Source organism: Pseudomonas serboccidentalis, assembly GCF_028830055.1.
GTDB classification, from domain to species: domain Bacteria; phylum Pseudomonadota; class Gammaproteobacteria; order Pseudomonadales; family Pseudomonadaceae; genus Aquipseudomonas; species Aquipseudomonas serboccidentalis.
In genome coordinates this window covers 930,112-956,098 of record NZ_CP101655.1, presented here as the reverse complement: position 1 = coordinate 956,098, position 25,987 = coordinate 930,112, and the positions used below count along the sequence as shown (strand labels likewise).

Genomic DNA, 25,987 nt, shown 5'->3' with positions numbered 1-25,987 from the left:
GCAGCTCCTACAGGGGTAAGTATTTCAATCTACAAATAAGTCAGGCATCAGTGCCGCGCTGCTGTCCGGCTCGAAGCGGTAATGATCGAATTCAGTCGCGCCGCTCTCACGCAAAATCTCTTCATCAATCAACAACCGCCCAGTGATCTGCCGCCCACGGCTGCTCAAAATCACATGCGCCGCATCCGCCATGATCGCCGGTGTCCGCGCCTGTTTGAACGACTCCCGGCTGCCCAGCTGAAACTCGATCGCCGCCGTGGCAATCATCGTCTGCGGCCACAGCGAATTGACGCTGATGCCGTAACTGGCGAATTCCTCGCTCATGCCCATCGTCAGCATGCTCATGCCGTACTTGGTCACGGTATAGGGGCTGAATTGGGCAAACCACTTGCTCGCCAGGTTCAGCGGCGGCGACAGGTTGAGGATGTGCCCGGCGGACTTTTTCAGATAGGGCAGGGCGGCTTGGCTGCATAGCAGCACGGCGCGGGTGTTGATCTGGTGCATCAGGTCGAAGCGCTTGAGTTCGATGTGTTGCACGCCAGTCAGCTTGATCGCCCCGGCGTTGTTCACCAGTGCATCGATCGCGCCGAAATGCTCGTTGGCCTGGGCCAGTGCCTGGCGCACGGCGTCGTCATCACGCACATCCACTTGCAGGGCTAACGCTTTGCCGCCGGCCGCTTCGACTTCTGCGGCGACGCTGTGGATGGTGCCGGGCAATTTCGGATGGGCTTCGGCGCTCTTGGCCGCAATCACGATATTGGCCCCGTCCTTCGCGGCCCGCAGCGCAATCTCACGCCCGATGCCACGGCTGGCGCCGGTGATGAACAGGGTTTTGCCTTGTAACGACATGCCGATGCTCCTGCTTATTGTTATGTGAGCGGAGGCTCGACAAACAATGTAGACCAAGCAGCTGTCGCGATAGGGGCGGCGAAGTGAACTTGTGGCGAGGGAGCTTGCTCCCGCTCGGCTGCGCAGCAGTCGTAAACCCAGGCAATACGGTTTGTCTGACGAGCCGCCCACTCAGGTTTTGGGGCTGCTACGCAGCCCAGCGGGAGCAAGCTCCCTCGCCACAAGGGGTCAACTCATTACAGGAGATCCCCTCATCCAGGAGTTCATTTGCCATGTAATCAGGCGGACATGACTTCGCGGATGTCGCGAGCCAGTTCGCGTACGCGCTCTTCTTCGGTGTCCCACGAGCACATGAAGCGTGCGCCGCCCTTGCCGATGAAGGTGTAGAAGCGCCAGTTCTTCGCGGTCAGGGCGGCAATGGCCGGTTCCGAGAGTTGCAGGAACACGCCGTTGGCCTGTACCGGGAACATCAACTCCACGCCCGGGATGTCGCTGACCAGCTCAGCCAGCAATTGCGCGCAGTGGTTGGCGTGACGGGCGTATTTGAGCCAGGCGTCGTTTTCGAGGATGCCGACCCACGGCGCCGACAGGAAACGCATTTTCGACGCCAGTTGCCCGGCCTGTTTGCAGCGGTAGTCGAAGTCTTCGGCCAGTTTGTGGTTGAAGAACAGGATCGCCTCACCCACCGCCATGCCGTTCTTGGTGCCGCCGAAGCACAGCACGTCGACGCCGGCCTTCCAGGTCAGGTCGGCTGGCGTGCAGCCCAGGAACGCGCAGGCATTGGAAAAACGTGCGCCGTCCATGTGCAGGTGCAGGCCCAGTTCCTTGCAGGTGGCGCTGATGGCGCGGACTTCTTCCGGGGTGTAGACGCTGCCGACTTCCGTGGCCTGGGTCAGGGTCACCACGCGCGGTTTCGGGTAGTGGATGTCCTGGCGCTTGAGCGCAACTTCACGGATCGACTGCGGGGTGATCTTGCCGTTTTCGGTGCCGGCGATCAGCAGTTTAGAGCCGTTGGAGAAGAATTCCGGCGCGCCGCATTCGTCGGTTTCGACGTGGGCGGTTTCCGAGCAGATCACGCTGTGGTAACTCTGGCACAGCGACGACAGTGCCAGTGAGTTGGCGGCGGTGCCGTTGAAGGCGAAGAACACTTCGCAGTCGGTTTCGAACAGTTTGCGGAAATGGTCGGCCGCGCGTGCGGTCCATTCATCGTCGCCATAAGCGCGCTGGTGGCCGTGGTTGGCCTGTTCCATGGCAGCCCAGGCTTCGGGGCAGATACCGGAGTAGTTGTCGCTGGCGAATTGTTGGCTCTTGTCGGTCATGGCCGGCTTCCGTGGTCGAGACTCTTGTGAAGGCTCGTGGTCAATGAGGGTGCGCACTTTACCGAAGATCTTCCGGGGAGCACACGGGATGTCGCTGTCAGAAAATTACCAGTTTGTGGCCCGATTATGCACGTGACTAAACGCGACGGCGCGCTGGATTTGCTCAAGTGGCTGGCGCTGCTGAGCATGCTGCTCGATCACCTGCGATATGTCGGGATCAGCGCCGATTGGCTGTATGTTCCGGGGCGCATGGCGTTTGCGTGGTTCTGTCTGGCGATGGCGGCGAATCTTTCCCGTGCCGGTGCGCAGAAGACCGAATGGCGCTATCTCGGCTGGCTGTTGCTGTTCAGCGCGGTGAGTGAAATTCCTTACCGCTTGTACATTCCTGATCCCGACACCTTGAACGTGATGCCGACCCTGGCGCTGGGGCTGCTGGTGGCACGGGGTTGGCAGGATCGCACGCTGCTGTCGCGACTGTTGGGCGTCGGAGCCTTGTTGCTGGCCGCGCTGTTTTCACCGTGGCTGATGTTCGGCGTATTCGGCGTGCTGTTGCCGCTGGCGTTGCTGCTGGTGTTCCGTCGCCCCTGGTATTTCAGCCTGCTGCCGGGGCTGGTGTGTCTGGCGGGCAATCAGTGGCAGGTGCTGTATGAGGCGGCAGAGTTCGGCAATGTCGTGGCAGTCCTCGGCATCGCGGCGTGTCTGATGGCGCCATTGCTTGGGATGTTCTTGTTGCGACACTCCGGTTCTATCCATCCGTTGCCTATGCGCCGCTGGGCGTACGCGCTCTATCCCGCGCATTTCCTCCTGTTGCTCGCTATTCGCCACTTGATCGCATAACCCCTGTAGGAGCTGCCGAAGGCTGCGATCTTTTGATCTTTTAGAGTCAAGGTCAAAGGATCGCAGCCTTCGGCAGCTCCTACAGGGGGAATGCATTCTCCGAGTCATTTCCCGCCATGTCGTAAACGCACCTTTGCGTGGCGTCCGTAGGCATTTGAGCTGTCTGCGCCGGTCATACCATCGCATCAAAGGGCACTGTCGCAAGCGGCGTGCCTGACCAAGACAAAATGGCGCACAGAAGCCGCTGGGAGAGACGCGATGTTCAGCAAGCAAGACCAGATCCAGGGTTACGACGATGCACTGCTGGCGGCGATGAATGCCGAGGAGCAACGTCAGGAAGATCACATCGAGCTGATCGCGTCGGAAAACTACACCAGCAAACGCGTGATGCAAGCGCAAGGCAGCGGCCTGACCAACAAATACGCCGAAGGTTATCCGGGCAAGCGCTACTACGGTGGCTGCGAGCATGTGGATAAAGTCGAAGCGCTGGCCATCGAGCGCGCCAAGCAACTGTTCGGCGCCGATTACGCCAACGTCCAGCCGCACTCCGGTTCGTCGGCCAACAGCGCCGTGTACCTGGCGCTGATCCAGCCGGGCGACACCATCCTCGGCATGAGCCTGGCCCACGGCGGTCACCTGACCCACGGCGCCAAAGTGTCGTCCTCGGGCAAGCTGTACAACGCCGTGCAGTACGGGATCAACACCGACACCGGGCTGATCGATTACGACGAAGTCGAGCGTCTGGCCGTCGAGTGCAAGCCGAAGATGATCGTTGCCGGTTTCTCCGCTTACTCGAAGACCCTGGACTTCCCGCGCTTCCGGCAGATCGCCGACAAGGTCGGTGCGCTGCTGTTCGTCGACATGGCCCATGTGGCCGGTCTGGTCGCCGCCGGTCTGTACCCGAACCCGCTACCGTACGCCGACGTGGTCACCACCACCACCCACAAAACCCTGCGCGGTCCGCGTGGCGGGCTGATCCTGGCCAAGTCCAACGAAGAGATCGAGAAGAAGCTCAACGCCGCGGTATTCCCCGGCGCCCAGGGCGGCCCGCTGATGCACGTCATCGCCGGTAAGGCGGTGTGCTTCAAGGAAGCGCTGGAGCCAGGCTTCAAGGCCTATCAGCAGCAAGTGATCGACAACGCCAAGGCCATGGCCAGCGTGTTTATCAAACGTGGCTACGATGTAGTGTCCGGCGGTACCGATAACCACCTGTTCCTGGTCAGCCTGATCCGTCAGGGCCTGACCGGCAAAGATGCCGACGCTGCCCTCGGCCGCGCCCACATCACCGTCAACAAGAACGCCGTGCCGAACGACCCGCAATCGCCGTTCGTGACCTCGGGCCTGCGCATCGGCACCCCGGCCGTCACCACGCGTGGCTTCAAGGTCGCTCAGTGCGAAGTGCTGGCCGGCTGGATCTGCGACATTCTCGACAACCTCGGTGACGCCGACGTTGAAGCGAATGTGGCCAAGAACGTCGCGGCACTGTGCGCCGACTACCCGGTTTATCGCTGAGCGGTTTGGAGTAAATGACTATGCAACGCTATTCGGGCTTCGGCCTCTTCAAACACTCCCTCAGCCACCACGAAAACTGGCAGCGCATGTGGCGCACGCCAACGCCGAAGAAGGTCTACGACGTGGTCATCGTCGGCGGTGGTGGGCACGGTCTGGCGACCGCCTATTACCTGGCCAAAGAGCACGGCATCACCAACGTCGCCGTGGTCGAGAAAGGTTGGCTGGGCGGCGGTAACACCGCGCGCAACACCACCATCGTGCGCTCCAACTACCTGTGGGACGAGTCGGCGCACCTGTACGAACACGCGATGAAGTTGTGGGAAGGCCTGTCGCAGGACCTGAACTACAACGTGATGTTCTCTCAGCGTGGCGTCTACAACCTGTGCCACACCCTGCAGGACATTCGTGATTCCGAGCGTCGGGTCAGCGCCAACCGCCTTAACGGCGTCGATGGCGAGCTGCTCAACGCCAAGCAAGTCGCGGACGAGATCCCGTACCTCGACTGCTCGAAAAACACCCGCTACCCGGTGATGGGCGCCACCGTCCAGCGTCGCGGCGGCGTCGCCCGGCACGATGCCGTGGCCTGGGGCTTCGCCCGTGCAGCTGACGCATTGGGCGTGGACTTGATCCAACAGACCGAAGTGATCGGTTTCCGCAAGGAAAACGGTGTGTGCATCGGCGTTGAAACCAACAAGGGCTTCATCGGCGCCAAGCGCGTCGGCGTGGTCACTGCCGGTAATTCCGGGCACATGGCCAAGCTCGCCGGTTTCCGTCTGCCGATCGAATCCCACCCGCTGCAAGCGCTGGTGTCCGAGCCGATCAAACCGATTATCGACAGCGTGATCATGTCCAACGCCGTGCACGGTTACATCAGCCAGTCCGACAAGGGCGACCTGGTGATCGGCGCCGGTATCGACGGCTACAACGGCTACGGCCAACGCGGTTCGTACCCGGTGATCGAACACACCATCCAGGCCATCGTCGAAATGTTCCCGGTGCTGTCGCGGGTGCGCATGAACCGGCAGTGGGGCGGCATCGTCGACACCACGCCGGACGCCTGCCCGATCATTTCGAAAACCCCGGTGCCGAACATGTTCTTCAACTGCGGTTGGGGCACCGGCGGCTTCAAGGCAACTCCCGGCTCGGGCAACGTGTTTGCCGCGAGCCTGGCCAAGGGTGAAATGCACCCGTTGGCCGCACCTTTCTCCATCGACCGTTTCCACAACGGTGCGTTGATCGATGAACACGGCGCTGCTGCGGTTGCCCACTAACAGGAGAAATCCCCATGTTGCATATCTTCTGTCCTCACTGCGGCGAACTGCGCTCCGAAGAGGAATTCCACGCATCCGGCCAGGCGCACATTCCGCGTCCACTGGATCCAGCTGCCTGCACTGATGAAGAGTGGGGCGACTACATGTTCTTCCGCGACAACCCGCGCGGTCTGCACCATGAGCTGTGGGATCACGTCGCCGGTTGCCGCCAGTACTTCAACGTCACCCGCGACACCGTGACCTACGAGATTCTCGAAACCTACAAGATCGGCACCAAGCCGCAATTCACCGACAAGGCTGATACGGCGAAAACAGCCACGACGGCGCTGGGAGAGAAGGTATGAGCCAGACCAATCGCCTGTCCAACGGTGGACGGATCGACCGCAACAAAGTGCTGAGCTTCACCTTCAACGGTCAGAGCTACAAAGGCTTCGAGGGCGACTCGCTGGCCTCGGCCCTGATCGCCAACGGCGTCGACATCATCGGCCGCAGCTTCAAATATTCGCGTCCCCGCGGGATCTTCGCCGCCGGTGCCGAAGAGCCAAACGCGGTGCTGCAGATCGGTGCGACCGAAGCCACCCAGATTCCCAACGTGCGCGCCACGCAACAGGCGCTGTACCAAGGCCTGGTCGCCACCAGCACCAACGGCTGGCCGAGCGTCAACAACGACATGATGGGCATTCTCGGCAAGGTCGGCGGCAAGCTGATGCCGCCGGGTTTCTACTACAAAACCTTCATGTACCCGCAATCGTTCTGGATGACGTACGAGAAGTACATTCGCAAGGCTGCCGGCCTGGGCCGTTCGCCGACCGAAGTCGATCCGGACACCTACGACTACATGAACCAGCACTGCGACGTGCTGATCGTCGGCGCGGGCCCTGCCGGTCTCGCCGCAGCCCTGGCCGCTGCGCGCAGCGGTGCCCGGGTGATTCTGGCTGACGAGCAGGAAGAGTTCGGCGGCAGCCTGCTCGACTCCCGCGAAAGCCTCGACGGCAAGCCGGCGGTGGAGTGGGTGGCCAGCGTCATCGCTGAACTGAAGAACACCCCGGACGTGCTGCTGTTGCCGCGCGCCACGGTCAACGGTTACCACGATCACAACTTCCTGACCATTCACGAACGCCTCACCGATCACCTCGGCGACCGTGCGCCAATCGGTCAGGTGCGTCAGCGCATCCACCGCGTTCGCGCCAAGCGTGTAGTGCTGGCGACGGGTGCGCATGAGCGTCCGCTGGTCTACGGCAACAACGACGTGCCGGGCAACATGCTCGCCGGTGCGGTCTCGACTTATGTGCGCCGTTACGGCGTGGCACCGGGCAAGAAGCTGGTGCTGACCACCAACAACGATCATGCCTACCGCGTGGCGCTGGACTGGCTCGACGCCAGCCTGCAAGTGGTAGCCATCGCCGATGCGCGCAGCAACCCGCGTGGTGCGCTGGTGGAAGAAGCTCGCGCCAAAGGCATCCGCATCCTCACCGGCAGCGCCGTGATCGAGGCACGTGGCAGCAAGCGTGTGACCGCTGCCCGCGTTGCTGCGATCGATGTCAAAGCCCACACCGTGACCAGCCCGGGTGAATGGCTCGACTGCGATGTGATCGCCAGTTCCGGCGGTTACAGCCCGGTTGTGCACTTGGCTTCGCACCTCGGCGGCAAGCCGACCTGGCGTGAAGACATCCTCGGTTTCGTACCGGGCGAAGCGCCGCAGAAACGTGTGTGCGTCGGTGGCATCAACGGCGTCTACGGCCTCGGCGATTCGCTGGCCGATGGTTTCGAAGGGGGCGCTCGCGCTGCCAGTGAAGCCGGTTTCGGTGTGGTCGAAGGCACCTTGCCCAAAGCCCTGAGCCGTCTCGAAGAAGCGACCCTGGCGCTGTTCCAGGTGCCGCACGAGAAGGGCACCTCGCGGGCACCGAAGCAATTCGTCGACCTGCAAAACGACGTCACCGCCGCCGCCATCGAACTGGCGACCCGCGAAGGTTTCGAGTCGGTCGAGCACGTCAAACGCTATACCGCGCTGGGCTTCGGCACCGATCAGGGCAAGCTCGGCAACGTCAACGGTCTGGCGATTGCCGCGCGTTCGCTGAACGTGACCATCCCGCAGATGGGTACCACGATGTTCCGCCCGAACTACACGCCGGTGACCTTCGGTGCAGTAGCGGGTCGTCACTGTGGGCACATCTTCGAACCGGTTCGCTACACCGCGCTGCATGCCTGGCATGTGAAGAACGGCGCCGAGTTTGAAGACGTCGGCCAGTGGAAGCGTCCTTGGTACTTCCCGAAAAACGGTGAAGACCTGCACGCGGCCGTGAAGCGCGAATGCAAAGCCGTGCGCGACAGCGTCGGCCTGCTCGACGCCTCGACCCTGGGCAAGATCGACATTCAAGGCCCGGATGCCCGCGAGTTCCTCAACCGCGTGTACACCAACGCCTGGACCAAGCTCGACGTGGGCAAGGCCCGTTACGGCCTGATGTGCAAAGAAGACGGCATGGTCTTCGACGACGGCGTGACGGCCTGCTTGGCCGACAACCATTTCGTCATGACCACCACCACTGGCGGCGCGGCTCGCGTGCTGCAATGGCTGGAGCTGTATCACCAGACCGAATGGCCGGAGATGAAGGTGTACTTCACGTCCGTCACCGACCACTGGGCGACCATGACCCTGTCCGGGCCGAACAGCCGCAAGCTGCTCAGCGCCGTGACCGACATCGATCTGAGCAACGAAGCGTTCCCGTTCATGACCTGGAAAGAAGGTCTGGTCGGCGGTGTGCCGGCGCGGGTGTTCCGCATCTCGTTTACCGGTGAGCTGTCGTACGAAGTCAACGTGCAGGCCGACTACGCGATGGGGGTTCTGGAGAAGATTGTTGAGGCCGGCAAGCAGTACAACCTGACGCCGTACGGCACTGAAACCATGCACGTGCTGCGTGCCGAGAAGGGTTTCATCATCGTTGGTCAGGACACTGACGGCTCGATGACCCCGGACGACCTGAACATGGGTTGGTGCGTGGGTCGTACCAAACCGTTTTCGTGGATCGGCCAGCGCGGCATGAACCGTGAAGACTGCGTGCGTGATCAGCGCAAACAGTTGGTGGGCCTGAAGCCGATCGATCCGAACGTCTGGCTGCCGGAAGGCGCTCAGTTGGTGTTCAACACCAAGCAGGCGATCCCGATGACCATGGTCGGCCACGTGACCTCGAGCTACGCGCACAACTCCCTCGGCTATTCGTTTGCCATGGGTGTGGTCAAGGGGGGTCTCAAACGCATGGGCGAGCGAGTGTTTGCACCGCTGGCCGATGGCAGCGTGATCGAGGCGGAGATTGTTTCTTCGGTGTTCTTCGATCCGAAGGGTGATCGGCAGAACATTTGATGGTTCGGCTCCTGTGGAGTGCAGTCGCACCGCGGTGACTTCATCGCGAGCAGGCTCACTCCTACAGGTGATCGCGTACCCCTTGTAGGAGTGAGCCTGCTCGCGATAGCGGTAGATCTGCTTGCAAAGGGTTCAAGTCAGAATTCAGGAAGGTGCTTTATGACCACAGCCAACGTGTACCAACAACGCCCAACCACCGGTGCCCGTGCCGAGTCGTCGCTGCACCATGCCGACCTCGCCAGCCTGGTCGGCAAGGGCCGCAAGAACGCCGGCGTGATCGTGCGTGAAAAGAAACTTCTCGGCCATCTGACCATTCGTGGCGATGGCCACGATGCAGCCTTCGCCGCCGGTGTGCACAAGGCCCTGGGCATCGAATTGCCCGGCGCCCTGAGCGTGATCGTCAAAGGCGAAACCAGCCTGCAATGGATGGGCCCGGATGAGTGGCTGCTGATCGTGCCGAGCGGTGAAGAGTTCGCCGCCGAACAGAAACTGCGCGAAGCGCTGGGCGATCTGCACATTGCGATCGTCAACGTCAGCGGCGGCCAGCAAGTGCTCGAACTCAGCGGGCCGAACGTGCGTCAGGTGCTGATGAAGTCCACCAGCTACGACGTGCACCCGAACAACTTTCCGGTCGGCAAAGCGGTCGGCACGGTGTTCGCCAAGTCGCAGCTGATGATTCGCCACACCGCCGAAGACACCTGGGAACTGCTGATCCGCCGCAGCTTCTCGGATTACTGGTGGTTGTGGTTGCAGGATGCGTCGGCCGAGTACGGCCTCAGCGTCCAGGCCTGACACGATTGACGGTTATGGCTGCTTTTTGTAGTGAGGGGGCTTGCCCCCGTTGGGTGGCGAAGCCGCCCCAAAACCAGCCAACGTGTTTCATCAGGTAAATCGGATTCGCAGGTTTGCGACTGCTTCGCAGCCGAACGGGGGCAAGCCCCCTCGCCACAAAAAGGCATTCCAGCACAGGCCAGCTCCAGTACCGGGCCCTCTGTGAACACCGCGTTTGAAACAGGAGTCACCGCCCCATGAGCCGCGCCCCAGACACATGGATTCTGACCGCCGACTGCCCCAGCGTGCTCGGCACCGTGGACGCGGTGACGCGTTTTCTGTTCGAGCAGGGTTGCTACGTCACCGAGCACCACTCGTTCGATGACCGGCTATCGGGCCGTTTCTTCATTCGTGTGGAATTCCGTCAGCCCGATGGCTTCGACGAACAGTCCTTCCGCGCCGGCCTCGCCGAGCGTGGGCAGGCGTTCGGCATGGTCTTCGAACTGACGGCGCCGAACTACCGGCCGAAAGTAGTGATCATGGTCTCCAAGGCCGATCACTGCCTCAACGACTTGCTCTACCGCCAGCGCATCGGCCAGTTGTCGATGGACGTCGCGGCGGTGGTGTCCAACCACCCGGATCTCAAGCCCTTGGCTGATTGGCATCAGATCCCTTATTACCACTTCCCCCTCGACCCCAACGACAAGCCGTCGCAGGAGCGTCAGGTGTGGCAGGTGATCGAAGAATCCGGCGCCGAACTGGTGATCCTCGCCCGCTACATGCAGGTGCTGTCGCCGGAGCTGTGCCGCAAACTCGATGGCAAGGCGATCAATATCCATCACTCGCTGCTGCCGGGGTTCAAGGGCGCCAAGCCGTATCACCAGGCCTACAACAAGGGTGTGAAACTGGTGGGCGCCACGGCGCATTACATCAACAACGATCTCGACGAGGGGCCGATCATCGCCCAGGGCGTCGAGGCGGTGGATCACAGTCATTACCCTGAGGATCTGATTGCCAAGGGGCGGGATATCGAGGGCCTGACGCTGGCCCGGGCCGTTGGTTATCACATCGAAAGAAGGGTGTTTTTGAACGCCAATAGAACCGTCGTTCTTTAGATAGCTAAAAGATCGCAGCCTTCGGCAGCTCCTACAGGGGATGCGATTTATGCAGGAGCTGCCGAAGGCTGCGATCTTTTGATTTACCGAGCACTTAACGCGCTGCCTGCCTGGGCAACGCGGTTCCATAAAAACAACAGCGAGGTGAAAGCATGTCTGGCAATCGTGGTGTGGTGTATCTCGGCGCTGGCAAGGTCGAAGTGCAGAAAATCGACTATCCGAAAATGCAGGACCCGCGCGGCAGGAAGATCGAACACGGTGTGATCCTGCGTGTGGTGTCCACCAACATTTGTGGCTCTGACCAGCACATGGTGCGCGGCCGTACAACGGCGCAGACCGGTCTGGTGCTGGGGCATGAAATCACCGGCGAAGTGATCGAAAAGGGTTCCGATGTCGAGAACCTGAAAATCGGCGACCTGGTCTCAGTGCCGTTCAACGTGGCTTGCGGGCGCTGCCGTTCCTGCAAGGAGCAACACACCGGCGTCTGCCTGACCGTCAACCCGGCCCGTGCCGGCGGTGCCTACGGTTACGTCGACATGGGCGACTGGACCGGCGGCCAGGCCGAGTACGTGCTGGTGCCGTACGCCGACTTCAACCTGCTGAAACTGCCGGATCGCGACAAGGCCATGGAGAAAATCCGTGACCTGACCTGCCTCTCCGACATTCTGCCGACCGGCTATCACGGTGCGGTCACTGCAGGCGTCGGCCCGGGCAGCACCGTTTACATCGCGGGCGCCGGCCCGGTCGGTCTGGCCGCAGCCGCTTCCGCACGTCTGCTGGGCGCGGCGGTGGTGATCATCGGCGACGTCAACACCATCCGCCTGGCTCACGCCAAGGCCCAGGGTTTTGAAGTGGTCGACCTGTCGCAAGACACCCCGCTGCACGAACAGATCGCCGCACTGCTGGGCGAACCGGAAGTCGATTGTGCAGTGGACTGCGTGGGCTTCGAAGCCCGTGGTCACGGCCATGACGGGGTGAAAGCCGAGGCCCCGGCCACCGTGCTCAACTCGCTGATGGGCGTGGTGCGCGTAGCCGGCAAGATCGGTATTCCGGGCCTGTACGTGACCGAAGACCCGGGCGCTGTCGACGCTGCCGCGAAAATGGGCAGCCTGAGCATCCGCTTCGGTCTGGGCTGGGCCAAATCCCACAGCTTCCACACTGGCCAGACCCCGGTGATGAAGTACAACCGCCAACTGATGCAGGCCATCATGTGGGACCGCATCAACATCGCCGAAGTGGTGGGCGTGCAGGTGATCAGCCTCGATCAGGCGCCGGAAGGGTACGGCGAGTTCGATGCCGGTGTGCCGAAGAAGTTTGTGATTGATCCGCATAAGTTGTTTAGTGCGGCGTAATGCTTAACCAAGATGAAAAAACGGCACCGCTAAGGTGCCGTTTCTGTTTGGTTTTTTATGACCAGGGATCATTCAGGGCGAACTTGGGCTGCTTGCATTCCTTTTTGTCCCCTCTCGGCTACGAATGAAACCGTTTGCCCTTCTTCGAGAGTTTTGTCTCCATCAATCTCAATAGCCTTGAAATGGACAAAAAGATCATCGCCGCCGCCAGCTGGAGTAATGAAACCAAAGCCTTTTTCTTCGCTAAACCATTTGACCGTACCGGTTTGTCTGTTTGCCATGCCCGTGATTCCCATTTGATAGATTGGTTAAACGCCTAAAAAATTCAGATAGGGGCCAATGCCCTTTGATAGAGAACCGGCCTAGTCGGATGCCCGGTCTGCAATCCTGTTTTGGGCTCAAGGCTTACCGTCACCTACGACCTTCTGCACCCGATCTCGTCGAGTGAGGACAGGCGCTCGGCATGGACTTTGAAATGACCGCGCCGAACTACCGGCGAACGTGGTGAGCATGGTGTCCTTGGCCGATCACTGCCTCAACGGCCTGCTCTATCGCCCGCGCACCGACCAGTTGTTGATGTACATCGCGGTGGTGTCCAACCATCCGGATCTCAAGCTTGGGAAAGGCAGCCATGGGCTGCCTTTTTTTGTAGATGTTCAACCTTGCGTACGTTATTTGAACGCGCACTTTTGAACGTCACCGTCTTTGGTGGCGCAATCATCGCCTTGCCAATTGCCACCGTCGCCGGCAGTTGGTTTTCCCGTTGGCCAGACGAGCGATGCCCCAATATCCGGTTTCATTTTGCCGTCTTCGTACTGGCAGACGACTCTGGCGTCATTGCTGTCTTTATCCTTGATGCGTGCCGCAGTAAATTTGAGCGCTTGCGCAGCACTCTCGCTGGTGCTCGCAGGGTCAACGTCGACAGTCAGCTTCTTGGTCGGTCCACTCACCTCAAATGTGCCATCATTTTTCTTCGTGAAAGAACTGGCAGGTGGACAGGTGCTCGCATAGGCAGTAGTCGAGAGAGCCAAAGTAATCAAAGCGCCAGCGGTAAGTTTCTTCAACATGTTGTGTACTCCGTTACATTTTCTGGAGTGCCAATTGTTCAAGCACAACAAAAAACTTCCTACTGTCAGATCTGACAGGTTTATAGTTCATTTCGAAATATCGATTCGCTGGCTTGCAACTAAAGAACCTAAAAGATCGCAGCCTTCGGCAGCTCCTACACGGGATTTATGTAGGAGCTGCCGAAGGCTGCGATCTTTTGATCTTTGCATTAGAGGGCTGCTAAAGCACCCTGATAGAGAACCGGCCCTGTCGGCTGCCCGGTCGGCGAACCACCTTTAGGCTCAAGACTTACCGCCAGCGCGATCGGTTTACCGATCAAGGCTTGCTGCGCCTCGTTCAACTCAACCTTGCCTTTGCCTCCCACCGGAATCACCCCCAGCGAGATCGGTTTGCCATCCGCCGGAATCGCCCACAACTCCAGGCTACGATCCGCATCAACGGCCGCCAATGTCAACGGCTCGACTTGCAGATAATCCGCATGCGCCTCGACCTTCAGCGCTGGTTGCGCGTCTGCGGTCAGCAGGGTGGCGTGGTAGCGGGCGTCGTCGCGGTTGTACAGCGAGCCGAGGAACACCAGCACCACGATCGAACAGACTGCGGCGGTGATTCGCAGCCAGTTCCAGAACGGGCGTTTTTCGGGGACATGCAGTACTTGCGGTTCGATCCGCGCGGTGATGCCTTGCCAGACGTGTTCCGGCACTGGCTGCTCCGGTATCGGATCGGTCAGGCTGGCGAGGCTGTGCTGCCAGTGCGCGAGTTCCGCGCGAAGTGCGGCATCGTCCAGCAGCAACTGTTCAAAACGCCGACGCGCCGCCGAGGACATCAGGCCGATGGCGTAATCGGCCGCGAGGGCGCGGCGCAGGGCAGGGGTCTGGTAGTTCATGATTCAAGGCACCTGCGCAGACGTTCCATGCCGCGGCGAATCCATGATTTTACCGAGCCCAGTGGTGCGGCTAGGTGGTCGGCCAGTTCCGCGCAGGATAGCCCCTGAAAATAGGCGACGGTGATCGATTGGCGCTGCTGGCCGTCGAGGGTGTCGAGGCAGCGGTGCAGCGCGCTGGCCTCACGGCTGCTGTTCAACAGCTCAAGCGCCGAAGGGCCTTCGTCTGCAAGAGCGTCCTGTTCGACCTCCGTCAGCGGCCGGTCGCGATGCTTGCGCAATTGGTCGATGGCCTGGTGGCGGGTGATGGTGATCATCCAGGTCAGCGGCGCGGACAAATGAGCTTCGTAGCGCGAGGCGTTGTTCCAGATGCGCACGAAGCTTTCCTGCAGCACTTCCTCGGCCAGATCCGCCCGGCCCATGAATCGCAGGGCGACACCGTGCAAGCGCGGGCCGACGCTGCGATAGAGGATTTCGAACGCACGCCGGTCGCCCAGTGAACACTGGGCCAACAGCTGGCGCAACTGATCGGTGTCGGCGGTGGAAATGACGGTTCTCCAGACAATAGACGGGCGACGAGGGCGCTGCTCGGGCTGTTCTCAGGCTAGTTCAGCGGCAGCGCTTGTGCCATTCATCTCGGGTTATCCGCGGTTTCACGTTTTATAGACGTGGCTTTCCTGAAAATGGATGCGCCGGCGAGGAACATGCCAGCGGATACCCGGTCAAACCGGCAGTTTCGCCGCCTATTGAAGGGCGGTTACCACAGCGCAAGAGGATGTCTGAATGAAGATTTCACGCGGTATTGCCTTGGCTTCACTGATGACTCTGGCGGCCGGTCCGGTGTTCGCCGGTTTCAGCTTGAACGATGTCGCCGGTGCGGTTTCGGGCATGCAGGGCGGCGACAAGGCTGCCGCTGCTGCGCCGACCTCGGAAACCGCCGGTTTGCTGCAAGCCGTGACCGGTCTCGGTGTTACGCCTCAGCAAGCCGTCGGTGGCACCAGCGCCATGCTTGGTTTGGCCAAGAACCAATTGAGCAGCACCGATTATTCGCAGTTGGCCAAAGAAGTGCCGGGCATCGACAAGCTGTCGGGCGGCAGTGGCAATCTGGCTGCGTTGAGCGGTTTGCTGGGCTCGTCGGGCAAGTCGGCCGGGCTGGAAAATGCACTGGGCAACGTCAAAAATACCAGCGACCTGAACAACGCCTTCGGTGCGTTGGGCATGGACAGTGGCATGGTCGGTCAGTTTGCTCCGGTGCTTCTCAAGTATCTGGGTGATCAAGGCGTCGGCGGCCCGCTGCTGCAGAGCCTGGGCAGCATCTGGGGCGCCGGCACCGGTAGCTGATTCAGCCGCGCTCGCCGCGCAGTTCGGTGATGCGCTGATCCTTCTCGGTCCAGAGCTGGTTGACCCAGCTCTGGACCTGCTCGCGAAACACCGGATCGTTCTCGTAATCACCCTGTGACAGCGCCGGGTCGAGTTCGCGGGTCTTGATGTCGACGATCACCCGCGGCACGCTACCGCTGATCAGATCCCAGAACCCCGGAATCGTCTGCTGTGGATAAACCACGGTCACGTCGAGGATGGCGTCCAACTGCTCCCCCATCGCCGCCAGAACAAATGCCACGCCGCCAGCCTTGGGCTTGAGCAGGTGCTTGAACGGTGACTGCTGCTGCGCGCTTTTCGCCGCAGTGTAGCGGGTACCTTCCAGATAGTTGACCACCGTCACTGGCTGACGCTTGAACAACTCGCAGGCCTGTCTGGTGATTTCCAGATCCTTGCCCGCCAGTTCCGGGTGCTTGGCCAGGAACGCCTTGGTGTAGCGCTTCATGAACGGGTAATCCAGCGCCCACCACGCCAGGCCCAGGAACGGCACCCAGATCAGCTCTTTCTTGAGGAAGAACTTGAAGAACGGCGTGCGCCGGTTGAGGGTCTGGATCAGCGCCGGGATGTCGACCCACGACTGGTGGTTGCTGACCACCAGATACGAGGTGTCACCGCGCAGGTCTTCGCCGCCGCGAATGTCCCATTGGGTGGGGATGCACAGGCGAAAGATCAGCTTGTCGATTTCGGCCCAGGTCTCGGCGATCCACATCACCGCCCACGACGCGTAATCGCGCCAGCGCCCGGGCGCGATCAGCTTGAGCAGAGCAAAGACCATCAACGGCCCGATCAGGATCAGGGTGTTGAGCAACAGCAGCAGGGTGACGAAACAGCCGGTGAGCAGGCGGCGCATAAGCAACTCTATGAAGGCGGATGGGCGCGCCATGATAAGTGGCTTCGGACGACAGGCCAAATCGGGGCTGACGAATGTTTCACTTTTGGGCCGGTATGCTTTGAATGATTACGCACCACCCTGACGCGAGGGAGCTTGCTCCCGCTGGGCTGCGAAGCGGCCCCAAATCCATTCACCTCGGTGTGTCAGGCGAAACATGCAGGCTGGTTTTTACGCCGACTGCGTCGTCGAGCGGGAGCAAGCTCCCTCGCCACAAAGGTTGGCGGTAAACCAACTATCGTGTTTTTTCGCGGTCTAGAATTCGGCGTTGAGCCCTCATTTTCCAAGGAAGCCCCTTACGTGAAATCTCTCCTTGCACTGTTTGCCCTCGTCGCCCTGCCGGTCATGGCCGCCGAGCCGACCCTGTACGGGCGCTACGAATACATTGCGCTGCCGGAAATCGGCGGTGAAGTGCTCAAGGCCAAAATGGACACCGGCGCACTGACCGCCTCGCTGTCGGCCAAGGACATCGAAACCTTCACCCGTGACGGTGAAAACTGGGTGCGTTTCCGCCTCGCCACCAAGGACGCCAGCAACAAGGTCTACGAACACAAGATCGCGCGGATCAGCAAGATCAAGAGCCGTTCGGATGAGGAAGACGAAAGCGACAGCAGCGAAGTCGCCAAGCGCCCGGTGGTCGATCTGGAGCTGTGTCTGGGCAACGTCAAGCGTACCGTGGAGGTCAACCTGACCGATCGCAGCAACTTCAACTACCCGCTGTTGATCGGTGCCAAGGCCTTGCGCGAGTTCGGCGCAGCAGTAAACCCGGCGCGGCGTTTCACCGCCGACAAGCCGGACTGCTAGTGGTCTCATTGACGTAACGTCAGGCTTGGGGCACCGTTCGCGCACTTAACCCATGGGCTCGGACGCCATGCCTCATATCCTGATTGTCGAAGACGAAGCGGCGATTGCCGACACGCTGATTTTTGCCCTGCAGGGCGAGGGGTTCGCCACCACGTGGCTGAGCCTCGGCGCGGCGGCGCTGGAGCATCAACGGCAGACCCCGGCGGATCTGATCATCCTCGACATCGGTCTGCCGGACATCAGCGGTTTCGAAACCTGCAAACAGCTGCGGCGCTTCAGTGAAGTGCCGGTGCTGTTCCTCAGTGCCCGGGACGCCGAGATCGACCGGGTGGTGGGACTGGAGATCGGTGCTGACGACTACGTGGTCAAGCCGTTCAGCCCACGGGAAGTCGCGGCGCGGGTGCGGGCAATTCTCAAGCGTATGGCCCCGCGTCCTGCGGTGGAAACCGCTTCGGCCGTGTTTCGCATCGATCCCGAGCGTGTGCTGATCACCTATCGGGGCCAGCCACTGAGCCTGACCCGCCACGAATTCCGTCTGCTGCAATGCCTGCTCGAACAACCGCAGCGTGTGTTCAGCCGCGAGCAATTGCTCGACGCACTGGGCGTTGCCGCCGACGCCGGTTACGAGCGCAGCATCGACAGCCACATCAAAAGCGTGCGCGCCAAACTGCGTCTGGTGCGTGCCGACGCCGAGCCGATCCAGACCCATCGCGGCCTCGGCTACAGCTACAGCCCGGGGCACAGCTGATGTCGCTGGGGCTGCGGATCTTTCTGGTGTATGTGCTGTTTGTCGGCCTGACCGGCTACTTCGTGCTCAACACGGTGATGGAAGAAATCCGCCCGGGTGTGCGCCAGTCCACCGAAGAAACCCTGGTCGACACCGCCAACCTGATGGCGGAAATCCTCCGGGATGATTTCAAGGCCGGCACACTCAGCGAGAACCGCTGGCCAGAATTGCTGCGTGCCTATGGCGAGCGTCAGCCGCAGGCGACGATCTGGGGATTGCCGAAAAACCAGGTCAACCACCGCATCTACGTCACCGACGCCAAAGGCATCGTGGTGCTGGACTCCAGCGGGGTGGCGGTCGGTCAGGATTACTCGCGCTGGAACGATGTCTACCTGACCCTGCGTGGTGAGTACGGCGCTCGGTCGAGCCGCAGCGATCCGAATGATGCGAACTCTTCGGTGATGCACGTCGGTGCACCGATCCGCGACAACGGCCGGATCATCGGCGTGGTCACCGTGGCCAAGCCCAACAGTTCATTGCAGCCTTACGTCGATCGCACCGAGCGGCGCTTGTTGTTTTACGGCGCCGGGCTGATCGGCCTGGGATTGCTGTTCGGCGCCTTGTTGTCATGGTGGCTGAGTCGCGCGCTGCACCGTTTGACCGGCTACGCCCAGGCCGTGAGTGAGGGGCGCCGGGTCGAAGTGCCGCATTACCGTGGCGGTGAGCTGGAACAACTGGCCACGGCGGTGGAGCAGATGCGCACCCAACTGGAGGGCAAGGCCTACGTCGAGCGTTACGTGCACACCCTGACCCATGAATTGAAAAGTCCGCTGGCGGCGATTCGCGGTGCGGCGGAGTTGCTGCAGGGTGACATGCCCCCCATCCAGCGCCTGCGCTTCGTCGGCAACATCGACAGTGAAAGCGCGCGGATGCAGCAGTTGATCGAGCGGCTGCTGAACCTGGCGCAGGTGGAGCAGCGTCAGGGGCTTGAAGAGCGTGTGGCGGTGCCGCTGGCGGCGCTGGTCGATGAATTACTCCGGGCGCAGGCGGCGCGAATCGAAGGCCGACGGCTTAAGGTCGAGCAGACGATTGCGCCGGATCTGTTGCTGATCGGCGAACCGTTTCTGCTGCGTCAGGCGCTGGGCAACCTGCTGGACAATGCACTGGATTTCACCCCGGTCGCCGGGCTGCTGCGCTTCAGTGCCGAGCGTGTCGGGGAGCAGGTCGAGTTCCGCCTGTTCAATGAAGCGGCGCCGATTCCCGAGTACGCCTTGCCGCGTCTGAGTGAGCGGTTTTACTCGCTGCCGCGTCCGGACAGTGGGCGTAAAAGCACCGGGCTTGGACTCAACTTCGTTGAGGAAGTGGTGAAGTTACATGGTGGGTCGATGCATATCCGCAACGTCGAGAGCGGCGTGGAAGTGATTTTGCGCCTGCCTTGATACCGTAGAAAGATCGCAGCCTTCGGTAGCTCTTACAAGGGAACGCAATCTCATGTAGGAGCTGCCGAAGGCTGCGATCTTTTGATCTTTCCACACAAACTCCACAATCGCCCCATATTCCTCTCACACAGCCCAAACAGACTCTGCCCATCCAAACAGGGAGAGTCCCATGAACAAGAATCTGACCATAAAGCTCGGGGCCATCGCCCTGCTGATCCTGCTGTTGCTGATACCACTGCTGATGATCGACGGCATCATCGACGAGCGCCAGCAACTGCGCGACGGCGTGCTGGAAGACATCGCGCGCAGTTCCAGCTACAGCCAGCAACTGAGCGGGCCGGTGATGGTGGTGCCGTATCGCAAGGTGGTGCGCACCTGGAAGACCAACGAGAAAACCAATAAGCGTTATGAAGAGCTCGGCGAAGAACGCGGTCGTCTGTATTTTTTGCCGGGGCGCTTTGAGCTCGACGGGCAAGTGCAAACCGAACTGCGCGCCCGAGGCATCTACGAGGCGCGGCTGTTCCATGCCGACAATCGCATCACTGGGCATTTCTCGTTGCCGGCGCAGTTGGGCATCAAGGAAGACTTCGCCGATTACCAGTTTGATGCGCCGTTTCTGGCGGTGGGTATCAGCGACATTCGCGGCATCGAAAACGCGCTGAAACTGGAGCTCGACGGCCAGCGCCTGGACTTCGTGCCTGGTACTCAGGTGGGCTGGCTCGGCGAAGGTGTGCGAGTCACGCTGCCGGCGCTGGATACCCGCAAAGCCACGGAACTGGCCTTCGGCTTCGACCTGCGGCTGCAAGGCACCGGTTCGTTGCAAGTATTGCCGGTGGGCAAGACCAGCCACGTCAGCCTCGCCGCCAACTGGCCGCACCCAAGCTTCATCGGCAACTTTCTGCCGGGCAAGCGCGAGATCAGTGATCAGGGTTTCAGCGCCGATTGGCAGACCTCGTTTTTCTCCACCAACTTGCAAGAAGCCATGAACCGTTGCGTCATGGGCAATGACTGCGAGGCGTTCAACGGACGCAGTTTTGGCGTGAGTTTCATCGACCCGGTGGATCAGTACCTGAAGAGTGATCGGGCAATCAAATATGCACTGCTGTTCATCGTCCTGACGTTCGCCGGTTTCTTCCTGTTCGAAGTGCTCAAGAGCCTCGCGGTGCACCCGGTGCAATACGCGCTGGTCGGTGTCGCGTTGGCGTTCTTCTACTTGTTGTTGCTGTCGCTGTCGGAACACATCGGTTTTGCCCTGGCGTATCTGCTGTCGGCCAGTGGCTGTGTATTGCTGATCGGGTTTTATGTGTGCCATGTGCTGCACAGCGTGCGCCATGGTCTGAGTTTTTCTGCGGGATTGGCAGCGTTGTATGGCCTGCTGTATGGCTTGCTGAGCGCTGAGGATTACGCGTTGCTGATGGGTTCGCTGCTGCTGTTTGGCTTGCTCGGTGTGTTCATGGTGCTGACGCGCAAACTCGACTGGTATGGGATCGGGCAGAAATCAGCCAAGCCGCTGGAGTTTGATGTGGGGGCGATGCAATGAGCGGGTTGCTGGGGTTGCGTGAGGATCAGAGCTGGAAGGATGAGTTGGTGACGCAGATTATCGGGTTTCTGCCAGTGAAACCGAGCGGGTGCATTCGCGAGCAAGTTCGCTCCCACAGGAGTACGCATTCCAATGTGGGAGCGAGCTTGCTCGCGAAGAGGCCGGAACAGGCAATAAAAAACTAAGGCTTGGGCATGGTCGCGACCATGGACGGTCGCTGGCTCACTTCGAAATACCAGTTGGCCAGTTGCGGATTGGCGGTGCGCCAGTCCAGATCCGGGTGGCGCAGATCGATGTAACCCAGCGCGCACGCCACGCTGATTGCCGCCACGTCGAAATGACTGGTCAGCTCGGCGATGGCGTCACTTTCCAGAAAGGCCAGGGCGCGCCGGATCTTGTCACGCTGGGCGTCGAGCCACTCGTCCCAGTGCTTTTCCGGGGCGCGCAGCACGAGTTCGTAACGCACCGTCACCGAGGCGTCCATGATCCCGTCGGCCATCGAGGCCAGGGTCAGGCGCCGCCAGCGGGCCGAGCCTTCGCGGGGGATCAGCGGGTTGCCGACATGCTGCTGGTCGAGGTATTCGAGGATCACGCGGCTGTCATGGATGACGCTGCCGTCGGCCAGGCGCAGGGCCGGGATCTTGCCCAGCGGGTTGTCGGCGTTGAGTGCCGTATGAGGGTTGATCGGGGTGAGGACGCAGTCTTGCAGGGCGACGCGATCCTGCTGGCCGGTCTCGTGCAACAGCACCATCACTTTGCGCACGAACGGGGAAAGCGTGTTGTGAAACAGGGTCATGCTGGGGGCGGACATTGTCAAACCTCGGTGGTCATCGAAGAACAGCAGGTTAGCCGTAGGAGCTGCGGAACGCTGCGATCTTTTGATCTTGATCTTAAAAAAGCATCAAGGTCAAAAGATCGCAGCGTTCCGCAGCTCCTACAGGGATCTTCAGCTTCGCGGCAACAAACCTCTTATGGCCAGAAATGCCGGGACACCCAGCCCGACCCAGCTCAACGCATCCCACACCCCATCCCCCAACAGCGCCGAAAACAACCCGGCCACACTCAGCAGCGCAATCACCAGCGGGGTGCTGAAGACCTTCCAGAAATTCGACTGGCGCGGCTTCATGCAGCAGCCTCCGTCGGCAGCGGTTTCGCCGCTTTACGCCGCACCACCCAGAGATACACGCCACTGCCGAGCACGATGATCGTCAGCACGTCGAGGGTCGCCCAGAGGATTTTCATCGGCATGCCGCCGTAGTCACCGAAGTGCAGCGGCTGCGACAGGCCCATGGCGTCCATGTACCACGGGCGCTCGGCCACAGCGGTGACTTGCAGAGTGCTGGCATCGATCAGCACCGGCGTCAGCAGGTGTGAGGTCAGGTGGGTGCCGCCCTTCATGAACACCGCGTAATGATGCTCGCTGGAAAACCGCGTACCGGGGAAGGCGATGAAGTCCGGGTTCATCCCCGGTGCGACGTCCCGGGCGATGTCCAGCAGGCGAGTAGCGGGGGCCAGTTGGGTGAGGGGTGGCGCATCGCGGTACGGCGCGACCATCGCGGTCAGCGAGTCATTGCGCCACGCGGCGATGATCAGGTCGGCGCAGGCGCTGATCACTCCGGTCACACCGACCACCAGCGCCCAGGTCAGCGTAACGACGCCGATCAGGTTGTGCAGATCGAGCCAGCGCAGGCGGGTGGACTTGTCCTGGCGCACGGTGCCGAACTGCAACCGGCGCATGAACGGTAGATACAGCACCGTGCCCGAGATGATCGCGACTACAAACAGCAAACCCATGAACGCCAGCAGCAACTTGCCCGGCAGTCCGGCAAACATGTCGACGTGCAGGCGCAGAATGAACAGCATCAGGCCGCCATTGGCCGACGGGGTTTCCAGCGCTTCACCGGTGCGCGCGTCGAGCATGAAGGTGTGCGAGGCGTTCGGTTCGGTACCGGCGGTTTTCGCCATGATCGTCAGCACGGCGTTGGGCTCGTCGTCCTCGAAACCGAAGTACTGCACCACGTCGCCGGGGCGATGGTTTTCTGCGGCCTCCACCAGTTGCGCCAGGTTCAGGTGCGGCGTGTCAGCCGGCATCTCGCGTAGCTGCGGCGCGTCACCGAGCAGATGCTCGATCTCGTGATGGAAGATCAGCGGCAGGCCGGTCAATGCCAGCAGCAGCAAAAACACGGTGCAGATCAGGCTGGTCCAGGTGTGGATGAACGACCAGCGGCGGATTGTTTTACTTTTCATTTCATGACCTTCAAAAACACCGAAGCCGCCCACGGGGGACGGCCTGGTGACAGGACTTGTTTCAGCTCACGCGCTTACCACTTGTAAGTGGCGCTGGCGACGACACTGCGCTGGTCGCCGTAGTAGCAGTAGAAACCGTCGCAGGTGGAGATGTAGTCCTTGTCGAACAGGTTGGTGGCGTTGACCGCGACCGATGCCCCTTTGAGGCTGTTATCGAGGCGGCCGAGGTCGTAATGCACCGAGGCGTCGAACACGGTGTAGGCGTCTGCCTTGCCCAGCCAGGTGTTGGCCTTGTCGCCGTAAGTGTTGCCGGTGTAACGCACACCACCGCCGACACCGAAGCCGTCGAGTACGCCGCTGTGCCAGGTGTAGTCGGTCCACAGCGACGCTTGCTGGTTGGGCATCAGTTGCAGGCGGTTGCCCTTGTCCACGCCTTTCTGCACTTCGGACTTGGCCAGGGTGTAGGCGGCGATGACTTTAAGGTTATCGGTGACGTCCGAGACCGCTTCCAGCTCCAGGCCTTTGACCTTCACTTCACCGGCCTGACTGGTGATCGTTACGTTGTTGACGATGGTGTTCATCGAGACGTTCTTCTGGGTCAGGTCATACACCGCGGCGCTCAGCAAGGTCTTGCTGCCTGGCGGCTGGTACTTGATGCCCAGTTCCCACTGCTTGCCTTCGGTCGGCTTGAGCGAACCGGTGGACGTGGCGTCGGCGCCGGCGGTGGGCTGGAAGGATTCGGCGTACGACAGGTATGGCACGAAGCCCGAATCGAACACATAGCTGAGCGCTGCATTGCCGCTGAAGGCCTTGTCGCGCTGGGTGTTGGTGGCATCGCCCTTGTTGATGAAGCGGGTACTGGTGTGCACCCAGTCTTCACGACCGCCCAGGGTCAGGCGCCATTGGTCGAGGGCCATCTGATCCTGCACGTACAGGCCGGTCTGGTAAGTCTTCTGGTCATAGTCGTAGAAGGCCGAGGAGCGCGGCGGACGAGTGATCGGCTGGCCGTAGATCGGGTTGTTGACGTTGATGTCCGGCGCGGTGCCGAAAATCGACGTGTAGTTAGTGTTGCTGCGCTGGTGATCCAGACCGAGCAGCAGCGTATGGCGAATGTCACCTGTGGCGAAGTCGGCCTGGAAGTTGTTGTCCACGGCGAACTGGCTGATGTCTTCATCGACGTTGGTGGTGCCACGCCCGACATTGCCCTGATCGTCAACGGTGAAACCGGCAAACGACGGGTTGTAACTGTTGACGGTCACGGTCTGGAACGACAGGTCCGACTTGGTGTAGCGCAGGTTCTGCTTGAACTGCCAGACGTCGTTGAGGCGATGCTCAAAGGCATAGCCGAGCGCGTAGTAGGTGCGGTCGTAGAAGTCGTAGTCAGGATCGCCCAGATTCTTGTGATGGGAAATCTTGCCGAACGGCATGTCGATCTTGGTGCCCTGGATCGGGTAGAACTGGCTGGTGACACCGGTATCGTCGCGGGTGAACTGGCTCAGCAGGGTGAGTCTGGTGTCGTCGTTGATGTTCCAGGTCAGGCTCGGCGCGATGTTGTAGCGCTTGTTTTCGATGTGATCGATCTGCGTGTCGCTGTCCCGCACCACACCGCTGATGCCGTAGAGAAACTGCCCGGCGTCGTCGATCTTGCCGGTGCTGGCGAAGTTGATCTGGCGATGGTTGTCGCTGCCGTACTGCAGCTGGATTTCGCTGCTGGCGTCGGCGCTCGGGCGACGGCTGACCATGTCCAGCAGGCCGCCCGGCGGGGTCTGACCGTAAACGGAAGAGGCCGGGCCGCGCAGCAGGGCGAGGCGATCGAGGTTCCAGGTCTCCTGTTTCGGGTTGGCGTACACGCCTTTTGGCAGCGGCAGGCCATCGAGGAACTGGGTCGGTTCGAAGCCGCGCACGCGCAGCCAGTCGGCGCGGGTGTCGCTACCGTAGCTGCTGGCGGTGATGCCCGGCATGTAGCGCACGGCGTCATCAAGGCTGTGCACGCTGCGGTCGTCCATTTGCTGACGGGTGGCGACGGAGATCGAGCGCGGGGCTTCGACCAGCGCGGTGTCGGTCTTGCTGCCGGCGGCGGTGCGGGTGGCGGTGTAGCCTTCGACCGGGCCCCAGGCCGTTTCATAATTTTCCACACCGATCACCGCCGTTTCCGGCAACGCCAGTGTCCCTTCCGGCACCGCCACCAGGGTGTAGGTGCCGGTGCTGCTTTGTTCCAGTTGCAGACCGGTGCCTTGCAGCGCCGCGCGCAGAGCGCCAGCGGCGTCGTACTGACCGTTGACCGGCGCCGAGGTCTTGCCGGCGGCCAGCGACGGGTTCAGCGACAACGCGAGGCCGCCCTGGCTGGCGATCTGGTTCAGCGTGGTCGACAACGAAGCAGCCGGCAGGTTGTAGGCGCGCACGCTGGAAGCCTGTTCAGCAGCGAGCAACGGGCTGCTGAGCAGCGGTGCGCCGAGGGCGATGGCCGCAGCCAACAGACTGGGGCGCAACAAGGTGTCTAGCGAACGGGACATGCGAAGGCTCCTGAATGGAAATATTTCTCAATTGCCTGTGTGCCGGACGAGAATTGAAAAGTGATAGGGCTGGATGAAACTAATTTCGATTAACTGAAAGTGGGCGGCCGATTTGG

24 protein-coding genes and 1 pseudogene are annotated in these 25,987 nt (G+C 61.1%); 14 read left to right on the top strand and 11 right to left on the bottom strand.

Annotation, left to right across the window (positions count from 1 at the left end; translation table 11 throughout):
- Positions 1-24: 24 nt before the first annotated feature.
- The gene (locus NN484_RS04390) at positions 25-849 is read right to left on the bottom strand and encodes an SDR family oxidoreductase (protein ID WP_274658640.1); all 825 of its coding nucleotides are present in this window, start codon (positions 847-849) and stop codon (positions 25-27) included.
- A gap of 278 nt (positions 850-1,127) precedes the next feature.
- Positions 1,128-2,168 (bottom strand): threonine aldolase family protein, encoded by a 1,041-nt coding sequence (locus tag NN484_RS04385; protein WP_127647836.1) that lies wholly within the window; start codon positions 2,166-2,168, stop codon positions 1,128-1,130.
- Between the two features lie 126 nt (positions 2,169-2,294).
- Here NN484_RS04385 and NN484_RS04380 point away from each other — a divergent pair, with 126 nt between their 5' ends.
- The 8 genes from NN484_RS04380 to fdhA all read left to right on the top strand — a co-directional run bounded on the left by NN484_RS04380 (position 2,295) and on the right by fdhA (position 12,384).
- On the top strand, positions 2,295-3,005 hold the full coding sequence (locus tag NN484_RS04380) for a TraX family protein (protein WP_274658639.1): 711 nt from the start codon (positions 2,295-2,297) through the stop codon (positions 3,003-3,005).
- 258 nt (positions 3,006-3,263) lie between these two features.
- The gene (gene glyA / locus NN484_RS04375; protein WP_027610662.1) at positions 3,264-4,517 is read left to right on the top strand and encodes a serine hydroxymethyltransferase; all 1,254 of its coding nucleotides are present in this window, start codon (positions 3,264-3,266) and stop codon (positions 4,515-4,517) included.
- A gap of 20 nt (positions 4,518-4,537) precedes the next feature.
- A complete protein-coding gene (locus tag NN484_RS04370; protein WP_003206307.1) occupies positions 4,538-5,788 on the top strand; it encodes a sarcosine oxidase subunit beta in 1,251 nt (416 codons plus the stop codon).
- A 14-nt stretch (positions 5,789-5,802) separates the two neighbouring features.
- The gene (locus tag NN484_RS04365; protein WP_007962600.1) at positions 5,803-6,132 is read left to right on the top strand and encodes a sarcosine oxidase subunit delta; all 330 of its coding nucleotides are present in this window, start codon (positions 5,803-5,805) and stop codon (positions 6,130-6,132) included.
- Positions 6,129-9,146, top strand: coding sequence for a sarcosine oxidase subunit alpha (locus NN484_RS04360; protein WP_215500699.1), 3,018 nt, complete (start codon positions 6,129-6,131; stop codon positions 9,144-9,146). The genes NN484_RS04365 and NN484_RS04360 overlap by 4 nt, the downstream gene beginning before the upstream one ends.
- Positions 9,147-9,305: 159 nt before the next feature.
- Positions 9,306-9,938: a sarcosine oxidase subunit gamma gene (locus NN484_RS04355; protein WP_034155013.1), complete on the top strand. Its 633-nt coding sequence runs from the start codon at positions 9,306-9,308 to the stop codon at positions 9,936-9,938.
- A gap of 236 nt (positions 9,939-10,174) precedes the next feature.
- Positions 10,175-11,032, top strand: coding sequence for a formyltetrahydrofolate deformylase (gene purU / locus NN484_RS04350; RefSeq protein ID WP_064589552.1), 858 nt, complete (start codon positions 10,175-10,177; stop codon positions 11,030-11,032).
- A gap of 152 nt (positions 11,033-11,184) precedes the next feature.
- Positions 11,185-12,384, top strand: coding sequence for a formaldehyde dehydrogenase, glutathione-independent (fdhA, locus tag NN484_RS04345; protein WP_215500701.1), 1,200 nt, complete (start codon positions 11,185-11,187; stop codon positions 12,382-12,384).
- Positions 12,385-12,452: 68 nt separating this feature from the next.
- Here fdhA and NN484_RS04340 read toward each other — a convergent pair whose 3' ends face one another.
- A complete protein-coding gene (locus tag NN484_RS04340) occupies positions 12,453-12,665 on the bottom strand; it encodes a cold-shock protein (RefSeq protein WP_127647832.1) in 213 nt (70 codons plus the stop codon).
- A gap of 167 nt (positions 12,666-12,832) precedes the next feature.
- Here NN484_RS04340 and NN484_RS04335 point away from each other — a divergent pair.
- Positions 12,833-13,032: pseudogene (locus NN484_RS04335) on the top strand (formyltetrahydrofolate deformylase); the annotation flags it as partial.
- Between the two features lie 23 nt (positions 13,033-13,055).
- On the opposite strand, the gene NN484_RS04330 reads toward NN484_RS04335, so the two are convergent.
- The 3 genes from NN484_RS04330 to NN484_RS04320 all read right to left on the bottom strand — a co-directional run bounded on the left by NN484_RS04330 (position 13,056) and on the right by NN484_RS04320 (position 14,898).
- Complete coding sequence (locus tag NN484_RS04330; RefSeq protein ID WP_274658638.1) at positions 13,056-13,451, bottom strand: hypothetical protein; 396 nt, start codon at positions 13,449-13,451, stop codon at positions 13,056-13,058.
- 209 nt (positions 13,452-13,660) lie between these two features.
- Positions 13,661-14,335 (bottom strand): anti-sigma factor, encoded by a 675-nt coding sequence (locus NN484_RS04325; RefSeq protein ID WP_215500704.1) that lies wholly within the window; start codon positions 14,333-14,335, stop codon positions 13,661-13,663.
- Positions 14,332-14,898: an RNA polymerase sigma factor gene (locus tag NN484_RS04320; protein WP_274659275.1), complete on the bottom strand. Its 567-nt coding sequence runs from the start codon at positions 14,896-14,898 to the stop codon at positions 14,332-14,334. The genes NN484_RS04325 and NN484_RS04320 overlap by 4 nt, the downstream gene beginning before the upstream one ends.
- Before the next feature lie 217 nt (positions 14,899-15,115).
- Here NN484_RS04320 and NN484_RS04315 point away from each other — a divergent pair, with 217 nt between their 5' ends.
- Complete coding sequence (locus NN484_RS04315; RefSeq protein ID WP_127647828.1) at positions 15,116-15,673, top strand: DUF2780 domain-containing protein; 558 nt, start codon at positions 15,116-15,118, stop codon at positions 15,671-15,673.
- 1 nt (position 15,674) lies between these two features.
- On the opposite strand, the gene NN484_RS04310 is transcribed toward NN484_RS04315, so the two are convergent.
- Positions 15,675-16,562, bottom strand: a complete 888-nt coding sequence (locus NN484_RS04310) for a 1-acylglycerol-3-phosphate O-acyltransferase, YihG family (RefSeq protein WP_215500705.1) — start codon at positions 16,560-16,562, stop codon at positions 15,675-15,677.
- Between the two features lie 339 nt (positions 16,563-16,901).
- Here NN484_RS04310 and rloA2 point away from each other — a divergent pair, with 339 nt between their 5' ends.
- The 4 genes from rloA2 (at position 16,902) to creD (ending at position 21,111) form a co-directional block, all read left to right on the top strand.
- Entirely contained in the window at positions 16,902-17,405 is a 504-nt protein-coding gene (rloA2, locus tag NN484_RS04305; RefSeq protein WP_274658637.1) for a retropepsin-like aspartic peptidase RloA2, read from the top strand.
- 67 nt (positions 17,406-17,472) lie between these two features.
- Complete coding sequence (creB, locus tag NN484_RS04300; RefSeq protein ID WP_127647825.1) at positions 17,473-18,153, top strand: two-component system response regulator CreB; 681 nt, start codon at positions 17,473-17,475, stop codon at positions 18,151-18,153.
- The gene (gene creC / locus NN484_RS04295) at positions 18,153-19,571 is read left to right on the top strand and encodes a two-component system sensor histidine kinase CreC (RefSeq protein WP_274658636.1); all 1,419 of its coding nucleotides are present in this window, start codon (positions 18,153-18,155) and stop codon (positions 19,569-19,571) included. The genes creB and creC overlap by 1 nt, the downstream gene beginning before the upstream one ends.
- A 169-nt stretch (positions 19,572-19,740) precedes the next feature.
- Positions 19,741-21,111, top strand: coding sequence for a cell envelope integrity protein CreD (gene creD / locus NN484_RS04290; RefSeq protein ID WP_215500709.1), 1,371 nt, complete (start codon positions 19,741-19,743; stop codon positions 21,109-21,111).
- A gap of 181 nt (positions 21,112-21,292) precedes the next feature.
- On the opposite strand, the gene NN484_RS04285 is transcribed toward creD, so the two are convergent.
- The 4 genes from NN484_RS04285 to NN484_RS04270 all read right to left on the bottom strand — a co-directional run bounded on the left by NN484_RS04285 (position 21,293) and on the right by NN484_RS04270 (position 25,871).
- Positions 21,293-21,922: a glutathione S-transferase gene (locus NN484_RS04285; protein ID WP_274658635.1), complete on the bottom strand. Its 630-nt coding sequence runs from the start codon at positions 21,920-21,922 to the stop codon at positions 21,293-21,295.
- A gap of 135 nt (positions 21,923-22,057) precedes the next feature.
- A complete protein-coding gene (locus tag NN484_RS04280) occupies positions 22,058-22,237 on the bottom strand; it encodes a hypothetical protein (protein WP_274658634.1) in 180 nt (59 codons plus the stop codon).
- Entirely contained in the window at positions 22,234-23,358 is a 1,125-nt protein-coding gene (locus NN484_RS04275; RefSeq protein ID WP_274658633.1) for a PepSY-associated TM helix domain-containing protein, read from the bottom strand. Before NN484_RS04275 ends, NN484_RS04280 begins: the two co-directional genes overlap by 4 nt.
- Positions 23,359-23,432: 74 nt before the next feature.
- A complete protein-coding gene (locus NN484_RS04270; RefSeq protein WP_215500712.1) occupies positions 23,433-25,871 on the bottom strand; it encodes a TonB-dependent siderophore receptor in 2,439 nt (812 codons plus the stop codon).
- Positions 25,872-25,987 lie beyond the last annotated feature (116 nt).